The organism is Polaribacter sp. KT25b (assembly GCF_900105145.1).
Lineage (GTDB): Bacteria > Bacteroidota > Bacteroidia > Flavobacteriales > Flavobacteriaceae > Polaribacter.
Genome location: NZ_LT629752.1, coordinates 1,055,150 through 1,072,195 on the forward strand (window position 1 = coordinate 1,055,150; position 17,046 = coordinate 1,072,195).

The following is a 17,046-nucleotide window of genomic DNA, read 5'->3' on the forward strand; positions in this document are numbered from 1 at the left end:
TTTCTTTTTAAACGATTATATTTGTCAATAACAAAAATCAATATTAATTTTAAATCAGAAACATGAAAAAATTGTTAGTTTTATTTCTAGTTGTATCTTCTACAATTAGCTTTGCTCAAGAATCAGTATTATTAAGGTTAAATTATAATAAAGGAGATGTGTATAATGCGCAAATGACAATGTCTCAAGAAATGGGAACAATGATGTCTATGGGGATGAATATAGATATGAATATGAAGATTATTGATGTTACTGATGATACAAATACTAGCGAAATGTCGTTTACAAAAATGACAATGGATATGTTACAAGCTGGAAATGTAATGAGTTTTGATTCTACTAAAAGTGACGACGAATTGGATGAAGCAGGTAAAATGGTAAAAGCTCAAATGTCTCCAATGTTAGCTGCAGTTCTTACAGCTAAAGGAAATAATTTAGGAGAAGTTATAGAAATGAAAGCAGAACCTAATGTTCCAGGAATGGATGATTTTGCTAATCAATCTAATGTTATATATCCTAAAGAAGCAGTAAAAGTTGGTTCTACTTGGACGTATCAAAAAAATCAAAAAGGAATGATTTTAGATTTTGTTTATACTGTAAAATCTATTTTAAAAGATAAAGTTGAACTAGATATTACAGGTAAATCATCAGGAATGGCAACAGGTGATATTACAGGAACAATGAACATTGATAAAGAGTCTGGAGTTCCTTTAAGCTCTGTTATAGACATGAAACTTTCTATGCAAGGTCAAGACTTGATCTCAAAAGTTACAATGACAATGACTAAATTATAAGCATATATTTTATAAAAGAAAAGCCTTGAAATTAATTTTTCAAGGCTTTTTTTATTTTCAAATAAATAATTATTTGAGACTTTTTTTAATATTATTTTCTACTAAATAACCACCAATTCATATCTCTAGTTAATTTATAACCTAGTTTTTTATAAAGTGCAATTGCAGGGTTTCCTTTGTTGGTATGTAAAATAGGGAGTTTTCTCTCCTTTAAAATTTCTTTAGTAGTGTAAGTTACTAATTGTTTAGCATATCCTTTTTTTGTGTACTCTGGATGAGTTACAACACCGCTAACTTCAATAAAATCATCAGTTTGCATTCTTTGTCCAGTTATTGAAACTAATTTGTTATCTTTAAATATTCCATAATATTTACCCATTTCGAACCCTCCCTTTTGATAAAACCCAGGCATTACCAGCCAGATTAATTCATAAATTTCATCAATATATTCTTTGGATAATAAAACAATATTTTCTGTAATTTCTATATCTATTAAATGGTCAAAAACCATTTGGCAACCATTAATTTTCTTCTCTAAAATTACATGATTTGCATCTATTATGGGTACTTGATTTTCTGAAACTAAAAAGAATTTATTGGCAATTTTAGAATACTCATTTAGAGCTTTAGCTGTTTTTTCTTCATCAAAAAAAGCACCAAATATGTTTACATTTGGTCTATAAAATTGAACGCCATCAAACTCAATTAAATACTTTTTGTGGGTTTCATTTAATGAATACCAAACAGGGTTTTTAAGTTTGTCTTCTAAATTTTTCATCAAAAATAGGTGTAAAAAAAAGCTCGCAATTTGCGAGCTTTTTTATATAATATAGTTTAAAAAAAACCTACGCTAGCATTGTAACTGGGTTTTCTATAAACGTTTTTAATGTTTGTAAAAATTGAGCTCCAACAGCGCCATCAACAGTTCTGTGATCGCAAGTTAATGTTAAGTTCATTGTGTTACCAACAACTATTTGTCCGTCTTTAACAACAGGTTTCTGTACAATTGCACCCACAGATAAAATAGCAGAGTTAGGTTGGTTTATAATAGAAGTAAAGTTTTCTATACCAAACATACCTAAATTAGAAACTGTAAAAGTACTACCTTGCATTTCGGTAGGAGCTAATTTTTTGTTTCTTGCTTTACCAGCTAAATCTCTAACACCAGCACCAATTTGAGTTAAACTCAATGCGTCTGTATGTTTTATAACAGGTACTAATAAACCATCATCTACAGCAACAGCAACCCCAACATGAATATGACTATGATAAACTGTATTTGTATCTGTCCATGAAGTATTTACTTGTGGATGTTTTTTCAAAGCCATTGCACATGCTTTAACAACCATATCATTAAACGATACTTTAGTATCAGGAATTGCATTTATAGTTTTTCTAGAAGCCATCGCATTGTCCATATCAACTTCAATATTTAAACTGAAGTCTGGAGCAGTAAATTTAGAGTTACCTAAAGATTTTGCAATTGCTTTACGCATTTGAGAGTTTTTAACCTCTTCAGATTTTTCTTCACCAGCAGCAACAAAACTTACAGCAGGAGCAGCGTTAGATGCAGCAGCTTGAGTTGGTTGTGCAGTAGGCGTGTAATTTTCTACATCTTTTTTAATGATTCTTCCGTTTTCACCAGAACCATTTATATCAGCTAAATTAATTCCTTTATCAGAAGCAATTTTCTTAGCTAAAGGAGATGCAAAAATACGTCCTCCAGAATTATTTGTAGAAGTATTAGTCGTTGCAACAGGTTCTGCAACAGTTTCTACTTTTTTCTCTTCTTTCTTTTCTGATGGAGTAGCTTTTTCTGATGGTTCGCTAGATGATACATTTCCACCATTAGCAACAATTGCAGAAACATCAGTTCCTTCTGGGCCAATAATAGTTAAAAGACTATCAACTGGTACAGTTTCACCTTCTTGAACACCAATAAATAAGATTGTTCCTTCATAGAAACATTCAAATTCCATTGTAGCTTTATCTGTTTCAATTTCAGCTAAAATGTCTCCTTCTTCAACTTTATCACCAACTTTCTTTAACCAAGTAGCTACAGTACCATCTGTCATCGTATCACTTAGACGAGGCATCATAATAACTTGAACGCCTTTAGGAATTTCAACAGCATCCGAATTAGATGTTTCAGCAACAACCTCTTCTTTAACTTCAGCTTTAGTTTCTGTTTCTTCTGATGGAGAATTTCCTTTAACAAAAGCAGAAATATCTTCGCCTTCTTCACCAATAATAGCTAATAAAGTATCTACTGGAGAAGTTTCACCTTCTTGAATTCCTATATATAATAAAGTTCCTTCATGAAAAGATTCAAACTCCATTGTAGCTTTATCTGTTTCAATTTCAGCTAAAATATCGCCTTCTTCAATTTTATCTCCAACATTCTTTAACCATTTTGCCACAACACCTTCTTCCATGGTGTCACTTAATCTCGGCATATTTATTATTGTAGCCATATTTTTAACTTATAAAAGGATAATCTTCTTGTTCATAAACCATATCATACATCTGTTTAGGCTCTGGATATGGAGAGTCTTCTGCGAATTTTTCACATTCTTTCACCATTCTTTTCACCTCTTTATTTATAGCATCAACTTCCTCGTCAGTAGCGTAATTATTTTCTTTAATTACATCTAATACTTGAGTTATTGGGTCTATTTTTTTGTATTCTTCAACTTCGTTTTTAGTTCTATAGTGTTGCGCATCAGACATTGAGTGACCTCTGTATCGATATGTTTTCATCTCTAAGAAAGTTGGTCCATCTCCACGTCTAGCTCTTTGAATTGCTTCGTCTACAGCTTCAGCAACCTTTATAGGATTCATAGCATCTACAGGTCCACAAGGCATTTCATAACCTAAACCAAGTTTCCAAATATCTTCATGGTTAGCAGTTCTGTTTACAGAAGTACCCATTGCATAACCATTATTTTCTACAATAAAAATTACAGGTAATTTCCATAACATTGCCATGTTAAAAGCTTCATGTAAAGAACCTTGCCTTGCAGCTCCATCTCCAAAACATGTTAAAGTTACTGCATCATTTCCTTTATATTTATCAGCGAAAGCTAAACCAGCGCCTAAAGGAATTTGACCACCAACAATTCCGTGACCACCATAAAAACGAAATTCTTTCGAGAAAATATGCATAGAACCTCCCATACCTTTAGAAGTACCAGTTGCTTTACCATATAATTCTGCCATAACACGTTTAGGATCTTCTCCCATACCAATTGGTTGAACGTGATTTCTGTATGCCGTTATCATTTTATCTTTCGATAAATCCATTGCATGCAATGCTCCTGCAAGAATAGCTTCTTGACCATTGTACAAGTGTAAGAATCCTCTTACTTTTTGTTGAATGTAAACTGATGCTAATTTGTCTTCGAACTTACGCCAGAAAAGCATGTCTTTGTACCAATCTAGATAGGTTTGTTTGGTGATTTTTTTCATTCTTAAGGAATTATTGTTTGTTTAATCGTTTAAGCAGTTCTTATACTACACAATACCAAAGACAAAAATAGCTGTTTTTTAAGGAATAAAAAAATTAGAGTTTTTTAAATTAGCGAAAACGATTTCGTTGACTAATTATTTATCTTTAGCAATTACTATTGTTGCTTTAGCATCTGTTGCTAAATTCCATTCATTAGAAGAAATTAACGTACCAGTATCATTAAAAACTTTAAAAGCTGCAGTATTTGGGCCAGAACTTCCTTGATTTAAAGCTGTAAATGCAATTTTGTTAATTCCTATTTCTAAAGGAATATTAAACTTTTGATAACTACTTTTTAATTCTATATTATGTATAACAGGAATGTCGTTTACAAAAATTGTAATTCTATCGCCATCTGGATATTGAAAATCTCTACAAATAATATTTACACTTTTAGAATCTGTTCTAAAACTGCCTAGATCTTGATCTATTTTTGGAATACTATATTGGCCATTTATTTTTTTAAACGATTTTAAGAAATTTTGCTCATTAATTTTTTCTTGGGTAAGAATTCCTTTGTTTTTTAAATCGCTTTTTTTCTGTTTCTCTTTTAACTTTTTATTTTCTTCATCATACACTTTTTTAAAACCATCAGAACCATCTAAGTCTAACGCTTTTGGTTTTGTAGCTTCTTTAGAGTTATTTAAAATAATTGCTTTTATTTTACCTTTTTCTTTGCTGTCATTGTTATTATCTAGTTGTGCAACTAAGGTTGTAGTAGATAAAAAGAAGCAAAATATAAGAAGTAAAACGTTCAAAAATGATTTCATAGATATATAAATTTCTAGCTATTAATTACAAATATAATGCCGATTTTTATTGAAGCTGTTTATAAACTGTTAAAAATTAGTCTTTAATAGGAAAATTAAAATAGGTTTTTGGAAAAGGCTCGTTTCTTAATGTAAAATGCCACCATTCATTATCATAAGGTTTAAAGTTATTGGCTAACATAATTTTACGCAAATAAAACCTGTTTTCTTTTTGATTTTCTGATATGTTTTTATAAAACGGATGAGATTCAACGCCGAAGAAATCAAACGGACTTCCCATATCTAATTCTTTGCCAGTTTTTGCATCAACAATTGTTAAATCGACAGTGCTACCTCTTGTATGACCAGATCTTGATGCAATATAACCGCTATTAAATAATGCTGATTTATGAACTTTTGGATAAAACTGTTGTTTCATTAAAGTGTCGTTTAAAACTTTTGCCCATTTTACAAAATGATTTACAGCTTGTTGTGGTCTATACGCGTCAAAAATTTTGAGACTTAATCCTTTTTTAGCTAAAGTCGATTGTATTTTCTGCAATGCATCAGCAGTTTCTTTGGTTACAATTACACAATTAGCATAATAACCATCTATTTTTTTACCAATAAAATTATTATTACTAAAATATCTTAACTCAGATTTAATAGTAGCATCTACATCAGAAAGATATACAAAACCTTCTGGTAATTTTTGGGCATAAAGAGTAAAACTAATTATAACAGTTAAAAGGAAAAGTAAATTTTTCATGTTTCAAAAATACAAAATTGATTTTATCAATTTATACTAGAAATTTTATTTAATTTTGTAATTTTTATGGAAGAACTTACTTTAACAACCCCAGCCCTTTTATTCTCTGCAATTTCATTGATAATGCTTGCATATACAAATCGTTTTTTAGCTTATGCAGCGGTAATTAGAAGTTTGCATAGTGAATATTTAGAAAGCAAAGACGCTTCTTTGTTAAGACAAATTAAAAATTTAAAATTGCGTTTAAGTTTAACAAAATGGATGCAAATTTTCGGAATTTCTAGTTTGCTTTTTTGTGTGTTATCAATGTTTATAATTTACATTAATTATCATAGAGTTGCAGAATTTGTTTTTGGATTTGCACTTATTTTATTAATCGTTTCTTTAGCTTTATTAATAAAAGAAATACATATTTCTAATGAAGCTTTAAAGCATCATATTGCTGATATTGAAGAGCATTTAGAAAACAAAAATTAAAATTTAGTAGTTATTTCATTTTTAATAATGGATGATTTAATCCGTTAACTTCATTTTTAATGACTTCAAATTTGTCTATATTTTCAAAAAGTTTCGTTAAGTTTTTAAAACCATAACTTCTAGGGTCAAAACTTGGGTCTATTTTTCTGATATTTAAACCTAAAGTTGAAATATGTGCTTTGTCTTCTTCGTTTAAAGAAATATCAAAAGCTTTCATTATTGTTTTCCAATCTTCTTTAGATAGTCTTATATTTGAGGTTATTGATTTTGCTTTTTTGACTGCTTTTTTCTTAGTGTTATCAGTCTCAATAGTGTTTTTTTCATCTTCTTCTTCATCATTTTTTAGGTTTTCAGTAAATGTAAAAACTTCACATGATTTTACAAATGCTGTAGGCGTTTTTTTCTCTCCAATTCCCATTACAAATAAACCTTCTTCTCTAATTCTTTTTGCAAGACCTGTATAATCACTATCACTAGAAACAATACAAAAACCTTCAGTACTTTTTCCGTGTAAAATATCCATAGCATCAATAATTAATGCACCATCAGTAGAGTTTTTACCAGTTGTGTAAGAGAATTTCTGAATAGGAGTAATAGAGTGTTGGTTTATAGTTGCTTTCCAACTATTCATTTGTTGCGATGTCCAATCTCCATAAATTCGCCTTATGGTTGCTTTTCCATATTTAGAAACTTCTTCAATAATTTCTTTTATTAATTTTGGTTGTGCATTGTCTCCGTCAATAAGAACCGAAATATTAAATCTATTTTCCATGATTATTTAATTCGTTTTGCGTGTGTTGTAAATGATAACCCTTGTTGCCCAATTGTAGAACTCATAATTCCCTCAAATAAAGGTTCTGGGCAATTTTTAGGAATTTTCCATTCAAAGATAAAGTTAGAACCCGTTCCGCCAGAAACGTCAACTTCATCAATAATTATTTCTGTAGTTTCCATTGGTGCTAAATATATTGGATAATCAAAATAGGTTCTTACAACTTTTCCATGAGTATCATAATAAACTGCTTTTGTAATATAAATAGAATCTACATCACTCGTGTTTCTTAAACTTGCCATTGCAGTTAAATTATGTGTTTTGTGCTCTGACATGCTGTAGATTTGAGAATAAATAGAAAGGTAAGATTTTCCGTTTTCAAGGGAATCTTTAGTACTAATATCAGCTGTTCTTTTAGTCCAATTTTCAGGATTTACAGAACTTATTTCTTTTTCATTATTACAACTAAAAAGAAGAGTACTTAGAATTATATATAAAAATTTAATTTTCATTTTAGAGTAGTTTATGTAACACGATTTTTTTTACATGCAATAAAGCGAAGTTAATTTTTTTAAAGTTTAGGTGCAAATAAAAGAGATGTAGAAACTTGTTAGATAAAGCTTAAATTTTATTTATTCTGATGTTATAACAAGTTCAATTAAAAAAAGTAAGCGCCATTTTTTACAAAATGACGACTTACCAAGTAAACTAATAAAACCAAGTATTAGTATTTATATTAGAAGTTAGCTTTCTAATAATTTTTTATTCTGTTAAAGGTTGATGATTGTAACTCAACACTCTTTTTAATTTCCATTGATTGTTTTCTAATATCCAAAGATGTGTAAAATCTGCAATACCAACAGTTTTCATTTTGCCATCAATTTTTTGCTGAAAAGTGTGTTTTCCTTTCTGAATTGCGCCATATAATTTGTTGTTATTTTTCATCTCAAAAACTTCTAAAGAAGTATCAACAAGACTTCTTTGATTCATTCCTAGATTCGTACATAGATTGTTTTTTATAACAGCTATAAATTCTTCTTTATTTTGAACACCACCTAAATCATGATAAAATTCAAAGTTTTCTGCAATAATTGGTTCAAATTTTTCAATATCACAATTGTTAAATGAGCTTGCAAAAAGAATACTGTCTTTTGATTTTAAAGTTTTAAATAAATCAGAATTTTTATCAACTTGAGCAGAAGTCATCAAACTATAAAGGAATAATGCAATTGCAAAAAGTGTTTTTAAAATTATTGATTCTCTAAAAGGTGTTAAAAATGAATTCATGTTTGATTGCTTTTAATTGATTTTTAGTTGAAATTATTCAGCAGAAATACTTCCTCCAGAAGTCGATTTTTTATCAACCTTTTTTGGATTTCCTTTAAAATCTATATCTCCACCACTTGTAGCTTTTGCATCTAATTTTTCTGATACAAAAAGGTTAATATCTGCGCCACTTGTAACTTTTGCTATAACATTTTTGCTTTTTAATTCGTATGCATCAATAGATGCACCACTTGTTGCATTTGTTATATATTTATTTGAAATACCAGAAATTTCAATATCAGCGCCACTTGTTGCATTTGTTTCAACAGTATTTGCATTCACAGAAATATTAATTTCTGCGCCACTTGTTGCGCTAATTCTTAAATTATTTACTTTAAGGCTTTCTTTTGCATACACTTCTGCGCCACTAGTTGCTGTTAAAGTTTCTAGATTTTTTACTGTTACATAAATTTTTCTTGCTTTTGCTCTCCAAATATTTTTTTCTGAATAGATTTTTAACTCGCCGTTTTTAACTTCTGTGATAATAATTTCTTGTAAATTTTCATCAGCTTCAACAATAATTTTGTTTTTAGATCCTTGAGAAATAAATAAATCTAAACCAGAACTTACTTTTATGGTTGTAAAAGCTTCTTTTGTAGTTCTGTCTTCTGTAACTACATTTTTGTTACCGTTCACTCTATTAAACATATTTATATTACAAGAAGTAAAAAGTGTAATTGTAAATAAAAGAGTTAAAAATTTTGTGGTTGTTGATTTCATGATTTTTGTTTTAAATATGTATCAAATGTCTTTAATAAGACGTTTAAAAAGAAAACTTGGTTACCGAATTGTTGTTTTATTTAGTTGAACTGTCTTTTAAACAGTTAGTTCGTGTTTTTTTACAAGTTTTTCATCAACTTTTTCATTTGCTTGTTCTTCTAACACTTCTTTTTTATCTTCAATTTCCTCGATACAATCTGTACACTTTAGAGTGCTTTCTGTAATTAAAAAGTGATGATTTACCATTTCTTTATCATAAATATCTGTTTCATTATCAACATCATTTAAAAAGTGTTTTGTTGAATTATCAAAATAAACGTATGCATTTTCTGTTACATAAATGGTAATGTTAATTTCTTCATCTTTCCACATATTTTTATATTCTGATAAAAAATAAGCATCTAACACAATTGTATTGTCTACAACTTCATATTTGTATTTTATGTTCTGCGCATTTTTGCTGGCATTACTTTTATTTTTTCCTCTAGATTCTTTTTGGATAATTACATAACTTTCATTAGAAGAGCTTCTTTTTACATCAACCTTTATGTAGTTAGAATATGTCATCATTGTACCATCAATTTCTACTTCTTCTTGTGATGAATTTCTTCTTAAATTATGGCGATAATAAATTGTATCATCATTAATCATCTTTATTCTTAAAGTATCATTTTTAACAATATTTAACGTGTTTTTCTCTGTTGATTGCCCATAATTAGCATAGGAAGTTCCGTATTCTAAACCTGTAAAAATCATTGCTAATAGAGCCACAATCCAAATGCCTAAAAGAGTTAAAGAAGCAGGTTTGCTTAATTTTCTTACATTACTAGATAGAATTCGTAAGCCTAAAATAAATAAAATTAAAAACGGAATGCCAATCAAAAAAAATGCACTTAAAACTAGTAACCATTTAGGTAATGTAGCATCATAGAAAAAAGGTGGATATTGTAATAATTGACCATCAACATTTAGCCATTCTAAACTACCTACAGAAAACCCTCCAATAATTAGAGATAAAATAACAGCAGCAGAAACAAATATTATAATTACCCCAATAAACTTACCAATTACTTTAAAAATGGCAAGTATAATTTTTCCTAGAGTTTCAAATAAATCTTGTAATCCGTTATTTTTTTTTGTCTTTCCAGAAAAAGTTTTACTCATTTTATCAGAAAACTCATTTGCACCATCTTTTATCTTTTCTGAAGCTTTGTTAGCAAAAACTGTTACGTTTTCTGATACATTATTAAATTCTTCACGAATCTTTTTTTCAATATTATCTATGTTTACAGGTTCACCTTCCATTTGTAATTTTTCTGCTGTAGTTTTAGCTTCTGGCAATAAGATCCAAAGAATAATGTAAATTAAAACACCAAAACCGGCACCAAAAAACAAAGCTAATAATCCAAGACGCACCCAAATAGTATCAATATCAAAATAATGAGCTATTCCAGATGCAACACCACCTAAAAATTTATCGTCACCATCTCTAAACAATTTTTTTCCAGAAGCATTATTTCTTGTGTAAGAATAAGTAGATTCATTGTAGCTTTCTTCTGCTTCTGCATAATCTTCTGGCTGTCCCATTATTTTAATAATGTCATCAATATCACTTTCGTTTACAACTTGTCTGGCATCTGTAATTTTTTCTGATAAAAGTTCACTAATTCTTGCTTCAATATCAGCAATAATTTCGTTTTTACCTTGAGGATCATCGCTTAGAGATTTAGAAATCGATTCTAAATATCTTCTTAATTTTTGATAGGCTACTTCATCAATGTGAAAGAAAAATCCGCCTAAATTTATATTGATTGTCTTATTCATTTGTAGTTGCTTTTTTACTAGTTACTTGGTGAACTGAATTTACTAAATTATGCCATGTTTTGTCTAATTCTTTTAAAAACATGCCTCCGTTTTCTGTTAGTACGTAATATTTTCTTGGTGGTCCAGAGGTTGATTCTTCCCAACGATACGTTAATAAACCTGCGTTTTTTAAACGCGTTAATAACGGATAGATGGTTCCTTCAACCACAATCATTTCTGCACTTTTTAAGCTCGAAAGAATTTCAGAAGTATAAGCATCGCCATTTTTTAAGATGGATAATATGCAGAACTCTAAAACACCTTTTCGCATTTGTGCTTTTGTGTTTTCAATCTTCATAAATGTGGTTTTATTTTATAAATTTTATTGTAAAAGGATATTTATAATTTTCGCCTTCTCTAGCTTTTTTTGATGCTATAATAACTAAAGCAATACCTATAATATAAATAAAGGTAGTAATAGTGCCAAAACTTATAAATCCAAAAAGATTATCAAAATTTAAATTAAAATTAAAGTGATTATTATTCCATAAATGATGGTTATTTCTAAAAATAGAGCCAAAAGCAAACGGAATAAATGTTAGTGTTAAAAGAAAAACATAAAGTGTATAACTGATGTTAAAATTAACTGCTTCTTTACCTTGTTCATCTAAAAAAGTACTTCTATCTTTTAATGTTTGCCATGCAATTAATGGGGTTATTATATTGCCAAAAGGAAATATAAAACCAGCAAAAGCAGAAATATGTATTAAAAAAGCATTTGTGTTTTCGTTATTTTTTTTCATTATTTAAAATTTAGTATAATACTTTCTTATGCAAATATATATCTTAAAGAAAGTATTATGCAATACATAGTACTAAAATTAACATATATTTAACATTTATGATTTTTATTTATTCTGATAAAAAAGTGGTAAATTGCAAGTAAATTCAATACTTATGAAGATAACTACAGGTAAAATAAATATGTTTATGTTTTTTAAATTGCCATTGGGTTGGTGGTCTGGAATGCGTGTATTAAGCTTAACGAATACAACTGCAGTTGTAAATATTAAGTATAAATGGATGAATCAAAATCCGTTTAAAAGTATGTTTTGGGCTGCACAAGGAATGGCAGCAGAAATGAGTACAGGCGTTTTGGTAATGCAAGAAATAGAAAAATCTAATCGTAAAGTTTCTATGTTAGTTACACATCAGGAAGGTGATTTTTTTAAAAAAGCAAAAGGTAAGATTGTTTTTACTTGTAGTGGTGGAAATCAAATTAGAGAAGCAATAGAAAAATCTATAAAAACTGGTGAAGGTGAGGTTGTTGATTTAATTTCTGAAGGTATTAACGAAGATGGAGTTGTGGTCTCTAATTTTAAATTTCAATGGAGTTTAAAAGTAAAGTAAAGAGAAATCGAAATTTAGTTTAAGAGCACTTAAGAGTTTTAGATTTTCTTAAAAACAATAAAAATACCTAAAAACTATTTATTTTTTATAAATCTCGTTTCGCTTTTCATACAATTTTGGTCTTTCTTCATTATAATCACATTCTTGAAAAATACCACAAGATACATTTGTGCGTGCTAAAGATTTTGTTATTTCAAATTGCTTAGATAAAGCTTCTATTTGTGGTGATAAATATTTCATAATTATTTAGTATTTATTTTACAGTTTTCTTATTGATGTCAAAAGTAATATTTTAGTTAAAGCAGTATAATAATTAAGAGTTAATTTAGTGTTATAATAAATGTTCAATCAAAATTTATTAAATTTACTAATATATTGATGTAACAAATGTGTTTGTAAACCTTCTAATATTATACGAACTTTAAAATAATATTTTATGTATCAAGATAAATTACCAAGAAATTCATCAAATAGTAGCAATAGATTAAACGCTCATGAAATTGATTATAAGATTTTTGGAGAAGAAATGCAATTTGTAGAAATTGAATTAGATCCGCAAGAAGGTGTTGTTGCAGAAGCAGGCACTTTTATGATGATGGATGATAATATTAAAATGAATACTATTTTAGGTGATGGATCAAATCAAGATAAAGGACTTTTAGGAAAAATATTTTCTGCAGGAAAAAGAATTTTAACTGGCGAAAGCCTTTTTATGACAGTTTTTACAAACGATGGAGTTGGTAAAAAACAAATTTCATTTGCATCTCCTTACCCAGGTAAAATTATTCCTATTGATTTAACAGAGTTTGGCGGAAAATTTATTTGCCAGAAAGATGCATTTTTATGTGCTGCAAAAGGAGTTTCAATTGGTATTGAATTCTCTAAAAAACTAGGAAGAGGTTTGTTTGGTGGTGAAGGTTTTATCATGCAAAAAATGGAAGGTGATGGTTTAGGGTTTATTCATGCAGGTGGAACAATGGCAAAAAAAGTTTTAAAACCTGGAGAAGTTTTAAAAGTAGATACTGGTTGTATAGTTGGTTTTACACAAGATGTAAATTATGATATTGAATTTGTTGGCGGAATAAAAAACACCATTTTTGGAGGAGAAGGAATGTTTTTTGCAACTTTACGTGGTCCTGGAACAGTTTATGTACAATCTTTACCATTTAGTAGATTAGCAGGAAGGGTTCTAGCAATGGCTCCAAAAACTGGAAATGGAAGTAGAGGAGAAGGTTCTGTTTTAGGTGGAATAGGAGATTTATTAGATGGAGATAATCGGTTTTAATCGCAGAGTGATACCTAAGTTTTCAATTTTCCAAGGCTTGCCTTGATAAATAAATAAAAGGCATAAAAAAATCCCAAACGTTTTAGATTTGGGATTTTTGTTTTATATATAATCTTTTTAATTATTCTTCCATAGAATGATACACAGAATTTACATCGTCATCTTCTTCTAATTTTTCTAAAAGTTTTTCAACATCAGCTTTTTGGTCATCGTTTAATTTTACTGTTGTAGTTGGTATTCTTTCAAAACCAGATGATAAAATTTCTATATTATTTTCTTCAAAATAAGATTGTATTGCTCCAAATTGCTCAAAAGGAGCATAAATAATAACGCCTTCTTCATCGTCAAAAACTTCTTCAACTTCAAAGTCAATTAATTCTAATTCTAACTCTTCCATATTCATTGTAATGTCTTCTTTTTTTACTGTGAAATTACATGTATGGTCAAACATAAAAGCAACAGAACCAGAAGTTCCTAAATTTCCATCACATTTATTAAATGCAGCTCTAACATTGGCTACTGTTCTATTATTGTTATCTGTAGCGGTTTCTAAAAGAATGGCAACTCCATGAGGTGCATAACCTTCAAAAAGCACTTCTTTGTAATCTGCTGTGTCTTTGTCGGTAGCTTTTTTAATAGCTCTTTCTACATTGTCTTTAGGCATATTGGCAGCTTTTGCATTTTGCATAACTGCTCTTAATCTAGAGTTCGAATCTGGGTTTGGTCCACCTTCTTTAACGGCCATAACAATATCTTTACCAATTCTGGTAAAAGTTTTTGCCATTGCTGACCAACGTTTCATTTTTCTTGCTTTCCTAAACTCAAATGCTCTACCCATTTCTGTTGATTGTTTTCTTTAAATTTTTAACACGCAAATATAAAAATTTGAAAGATGATTTACAATTATTTTGAATGTTGATTTTAATGGAAATATACCTATTTATAGGTATTGACTTAGTAGTATAACTAGTTTATTTTTATACAAACATTAAAAAACAATAAATATGAAAAAAATTACTTTTTTACTTTTTACTATTGTAACAACTGCTTTTTTTGGACAAGAAAAACTGACATCTAGTTTGTCTGAATATTTTAACGGAGAAAAGTGGGTAAGTAGCAATAAAGCTACCTTTACTTATGATAATGATAATAACTTTACTGAAGAAGTAGAGTTTTATTGGGATAGTTCAACTTCTAAATGGATTAAATCCTATGCGTCTAAATATGTTTATAATGATGATAACAGGGTTATTTCTGAAACTTATGAAAATTATGATGCAACTGGTAATATCGACGGAGAGCAATATAAAACTATAAATACATATAACTCTAGTGGCGATTTAAGTCAAATTTTAAACCAAAAATCCGTAAATTCAAATTGGGTAGATGAAGGTAAATTTGAGTTATCATACACAGATAATAGACTTTCTTCTGCTTTAGGTTATGAATGGAATGGTGCAACTTGGATTTTTGGTGATGATTCTTCTAGAATTACTTTAACATACAATGCAAATGGAAAAGTTTATATTTCTAAATCTGATAGTTGGGATGGCACTAATTGGATTGATTCTGATAGAACTGTTTATACTTATGATGCTAATAATAGAATTATTGTAGAAGATGGGCAAACCTGGGATGGCACAAATTGGGAAACTGATTACAAATCTGAATATACGTATGATGCGAATGGAAATGCTATTACAGAAAAAGATTATTATTTAGATGATGATGTTTTAGTTGAAGGAGATTTAGAAACGATTACTTTTGATACTTCAAAGTTAATATCTAGTTATTTGCATCCTTTTAAAGATAGAACAGGTATAGATTATATATTTTCTGCTAATGGAATTGTAAATAAAATTCTTGCAAGATCTTCAACAAACTATAGAACAACATATAATTATGGTGATGCAACTGCAAACGTAAATAATTTTAGTTTGGCTAATTTTACAATTTATCCAAATCCAGCAACTTCGGTTTTAAATATTGATGACAGTAATTTTACTATTAAAAATGTTGAAGTATATAATGTTCTTGGTAAGAAAATTGTAACTTCAAGCATAAACCAATTGAATATAGAAAATTTAGTAAACGGAGTTTATTTAGTAAAAGTACAAGATGATAAAGGTAATATTGCTACAAAAAGATTTGTAAAGAATTAATCCTCAAATGTTTTTAGAGTTCGTTGTAAACAAAAAGGCCTTTCAATTTTAATATTGAAAGGTCTTTTTTATGAATTTAAATGTTTATTTTAAAAGATTATAAGACTGTTTTGCAATCTCAAGTTCTTCATTTGTAGGGATTATCAATATTTTAACTTTAGATTCATTTGATTGAATTTCTCTAATTTCTTTCGATCTAATTTTGTTTTTATTTTTATCTAAATCAATACCTAAAAAGTATAAGTTTTTACAAGCTAATTCTCTCATTAAATCAGAATTTTCTCCAATTCCTGCTGTAAAAACGATCGCATCTAATCCGTTTAAAATTGCTGTATAAGAACCAATAAATTTTTTAATTCTATAAGCAGCTAATTGTAAAGCATTTTGGCATTTTTCATTGCCTTTTTCTGCTGCTTCTTCAATTTCACGTAAATCAGAAAAACCAGTTAAACCTAGCATTCCAGATTCTTTTTGTAGAATATTATTTACTTCATCTGCAGATTTGTTTAGTTTTTTCATCAAAAGGAAAATAACAGCTTGATCGATGTCTCCAGCTCTTGTTCCCATAATTAAACCATTTGTTGGCGAAAAACCCATTGAAGTTTCTATACTTTTTCCGTCTTTAACTGCAGACATGCTACAGCCGTTTCCTAAATGAATAGTAATTATTTTTTTAGATTTTTCGCCTAGGTATTCCATTGCTTTTTCTGAAACATATTTATGGCTTGTGCCATGAAAACCATAAGCCCTAACTTTATGATCTTCTAAAAATGAATTAGGAATTGCATATTGGTATGCTTCTTTTGGCATTGTTTGGTGAAATGCTGTATCAAAAATTGCAATTTGTTTTGCTGATGTAAAAATAGTTTCTGCAATTTCAATTCCGGTTAAATTTGCAGGATTATGAAGGGGAGCTAGATCAAATAAATCTCTAATTTTATCTTTAATTTCATCATTTATAATTACTGTTTTGCTAAATTTACTTCCTCCATGAACAACTCTGTGTCCAACAGCTTCAATTTCATCAACAGAATTGATAACACCAATTTTAGAGTCTAATAAAGTTTTGGCAATTTTTTGTAAACCAACTTCATGATTTTTAATTGGTAATGTTTCAGAATACTTTTCACCATTTTTCTCATGCGTAAAGATGGCATCTTCCATTCCTATTCTTTCTACTAAACCTACACATTCTACAATTTGCGAAGGCATTTCTATAACTTGGTATTTTAAGGACGAAGATCCTGCATTTAAAACTAAAATATTCATAT

General features: G+C 28.9%; 20 protein-coding genes. 5 read left to right on the plus strand and 15 right to left on the minus strand.

Annotated features, from left to right (window positions below; translation table 11 throughout):
• Positions 1–62: 62 nt before the first annotated feature.
• Complete coding sequence (locus BLT70_RS04345; RefSeq protein ID WP_091892029.1) at positions 63–794, plus strand: DUF6263 family protein; 732 nt, start codon at positions 63–65, stop codon at positions 792–794.
• Positions 795–885: 91 nt separating this feature from the next.
• On the opposite strand, the gene BLT70_RS04350 is transcribed toward BLT70_RS04345, so the two are convergent.
• The 5 genes from BLT70_RS04350 to BLT70_RS04370 all read right to left on the minus strand — a co-directional run bounded on the left by BLT70_RS04350 (position 886) and on the right by BLT70_RS04370 (position 5,820).
• On the minus strand, positions 886–1,572 hold the full coding sequence (locus tag BLT70_RS04350) for a GNAT family N-acetyltransferase (RefSeq protein WP_091892031.1): 687 nt from the start codon (positions 1,570–1,572) through the stop codon (positions 886–888).
• Between the two features lie 67 nt (positions 1,573–1,639).
• Positions 1,640–3,268 (minus strand): pyruvate dehydrogenase complex dihydrolipoamide acetyltransferase, encoded by a 1,629-nt coding sequence (locus BLT70_RS04355; protein WP_091892033.1) that lies wholly within the window; start codon positions 3,266–3,268, stop codon positions 1,640–1,642.
• A gap of 4 nt (positions 3,269–3,272) precedes the next feature.
• Positions 3,273–4,262: a pyruvate dehydrogenase (acetyl-transferring) E1 component subunit alpha gene (gene pdhA / locus BLT70_RS04360; protein ID WP_091892034.1), complete on the minus strand. Its 990-nt coding sequence runs from the start codon at positions 4,260–4,262 to the stop codon at positions 3,273–3,275.
• A gap of 135 nt (positions 4,263–4,397) precedes the next feature.
• On the minus strand, positions 4,398–5,072 hold the full coding sequence (locus BLT70_RS04365; protein ID WP_091892036.1) for a hypothetical protein: 675 nt from the start codon (positions 5,070–5,072) through the stop codon (positions 4,398–4,400).
• Between the two features lie 76 nt (positions 5,073–5,148).
• The gene (locus BLT70_RS04370) at positions 5,149–5,820 is read right to left on the minus strand and encodes a M15 family metallopeptidase (RefSeq protein WP_091892038.1); all 672 of its coding nucleotides are present in this window, start codon (positions 5,818–5,820) and stop codon (positions 5,149–5,151) included.
• A gap of 66 nt (positions 5,821–5,886) precedes the next feature.
• On the opposite strand from BLT70_RS04370, the gene BLT70_RS04375 reads away from it, so the two are divergent.
• A complete protein-coding gene (locus BLT70_RS04375) occupies positions 5,887–6,297 on the plus strand; it encodes a DUF2721 domain-containing protein (protein WP_091892040.1) in 411 nt (136 codons plus the stop codon).
• A 10-nt stretch (positions 6,298–6,307) separates the two neighbouring features.
• On the opposite strand, the gene BLT70_RS04380 is transcribed toward BLT70_RS04375, so the two are convergent.
• The 7 genes from BLT70_RS04380 to BLT70_RS04410 form a co-directional block, all read right to left on the minus strand.
• Complete coding sequence (locus tag BLT70_RS04380; protein ID WP_172824387.1) at positions 6,308–7,069, minus strand: NYN domain-containing protein; 762 nt, start codon at positions 7,067–7,069, stop codon at positions 6,308–6,310.
• A 2-nt stretch (positions 7,070–7,071) separates the two neighbouring features.
• Positions 7,072–7,581, minus strand: coding sequence for a DUF3124 domain-containing protein (locus BLT70_RS04385; RefSeq protein ID WP_091892044.1), 510 nt, complete (start codon positions 7,579–7,581; stop codon positions 7,072–7,074).
• Positions 7,582–7,831: 250 nt separating this feature from the next.
• On the minus strand, positions 7,832–8,356 hold the full coding sequence (locus BLT70_RS04390) for a nuclear transport factor 2 family protein (RefSeq protein ID WP_091892046.1): 525 nt from the start codon (positions 8,354–8,356) through the stop codon (positions 7,832–7,834).
• 33 nt (positions 8,357–8,389) lie between these two features.
• Entirely contained in the window at positions 8,390–9,115 is a 726-nt protein-coding gene (locus BLT70_RS04395) for a head GIN domain-containing protein (protein ID WP_231962814.1), read from the minus strand.
• Between the two features lie 96 nt (positions 9,116–9,211).
• Complete coding sequence (locus tag BLT70_RS04400; RefSeq protein ID WP_091892048.1) at positions 9,212–10,939, minus strand: PspC domain-containing protein; 1,728 nt, start codon at positions 10,937–10,939, stop codon at positions 9,212–9,214.
• Positions 10,932–11,276 (minus strand): PadR family transcriptional regulator, encoded by a 345-nt coding sequence (locus BLT70_RS04405; protein ID WP_091892050.1) that lies wholly within the window; start codon positions 11,274–11,276, stop codon positions 10,932–10,934. Before BLT70_RS04405 ends, BLT70_RS04400 begins: the two co-directional genes overlap by 8 nt.
• A 10-nt stretch (positions 11,277–11,286) precedes the next feature.
• Positions 11,287–11,721, minus strand: a complete 435-nt coding sequence (locus BLT70_RS04410) for a DUF4870 domain-containing protein (RefSeq protein ID WP_091892052.1) — start codon at positions 11,719–11,721, stop codon at positions 11,287–11,289.
• 154 nt (positions 11,722–11,875) lie between these two features.
• On the opposite strand from BLT70_RS04410, the gene BLT70_RS04415 reads away from it, so the two are divergent.
• Positions 11,876–12,328, plus strand: coding sequence for a DUF4442 domain-containing protein (locus BLT70_RS04415; protein WP_091892054.1), 453 nt, complete (start codon positions 11,876–11,878; stop codon positions 12,326–12,328).
• A gap of 78 nt (positions 12,329–12,406) precedes the next feature.
• On the opposite strand, the gene BLT70_RS17225 is transcribed toward BLT70_RS04415, so the two are convergent.
• Positions 12,407–12,568 (minus strand): hypothetical protein, encoded by a 162-nt coding sequence (locus tag BLT70_RS17225; RefSeq protein ID WP_172824388.1) that lies wholly within the window; start codon positions 12,566–12,568, stop codon positions 12,407–12,409.
• A 196-nt stretch (positions 12,569–12,764) separates the two neighbouring features.
• On the opposite strand from BLT70_RS17225, the gene BLT70_RS04420 reads away from it, so the two are divergent.
• Positions 12,765–13,613, plus strand: coding sequence for a TIGR00266 family protein (locus BLT70_RS04420; RefSeq protein WP_091892056.1), 849 nt, complete (start codon positions 12,765–12,767; stop codon positions 13,611–13,613).
• A 121-nt stretch (positions 13,614–13,734) separates the two neighbouring features.
• Here BLT70_RS04420 and BLT70_RS04425 read toward each other — a convergent pair whose 3' ends face one another.
• A complete protein-coding gene (locus BLT70_RS04425; RefSeq protein ID WP_091892058.1) occupies positions 13,735–14,451 on the minus strand; it encodes a YebC/PmpR family DNA-binding transcriptional regulator in 717 nt (238 codons plus the stop codon).
• Between the two features lie 166 nt (positions 14,452–14,617).
• On the opposite strand from BLT70_RS04425, the gene BLT70_RS04430 reads away from it, so the two are divergent.
• Positions 14,618–15,775: a T9SS type A sorting domain-containing protein gene (locus BLT70_RS04430; RefSeq protein ID WP_091892060.1), complete on the plus strand. Its 1,158-nt coding sequence runs from the start codon at positions 14,618–14,620 to the stop codon at positions 15,773–15,775.
• Between the two features lie 84 nt (positions 15,776–15,859).
• Here the strand turns inward: BLT70_RS04430 and BLT70_RS04435 are convergent, their stop codons facing one another.
• Complete coding sequence (locus BLT70_RS04435; RefSeq protein ID WP_091892062.1) at positions 15,860–17,044, minus strand: acetate/propionate family kinase; 1,185 nt, start codon at positions 17,042–17,044, stop codon at positions 15,860–15,862.
• Between the last annotated feature and the right edge of the window lie 2 nt (positions 17,045–17,046).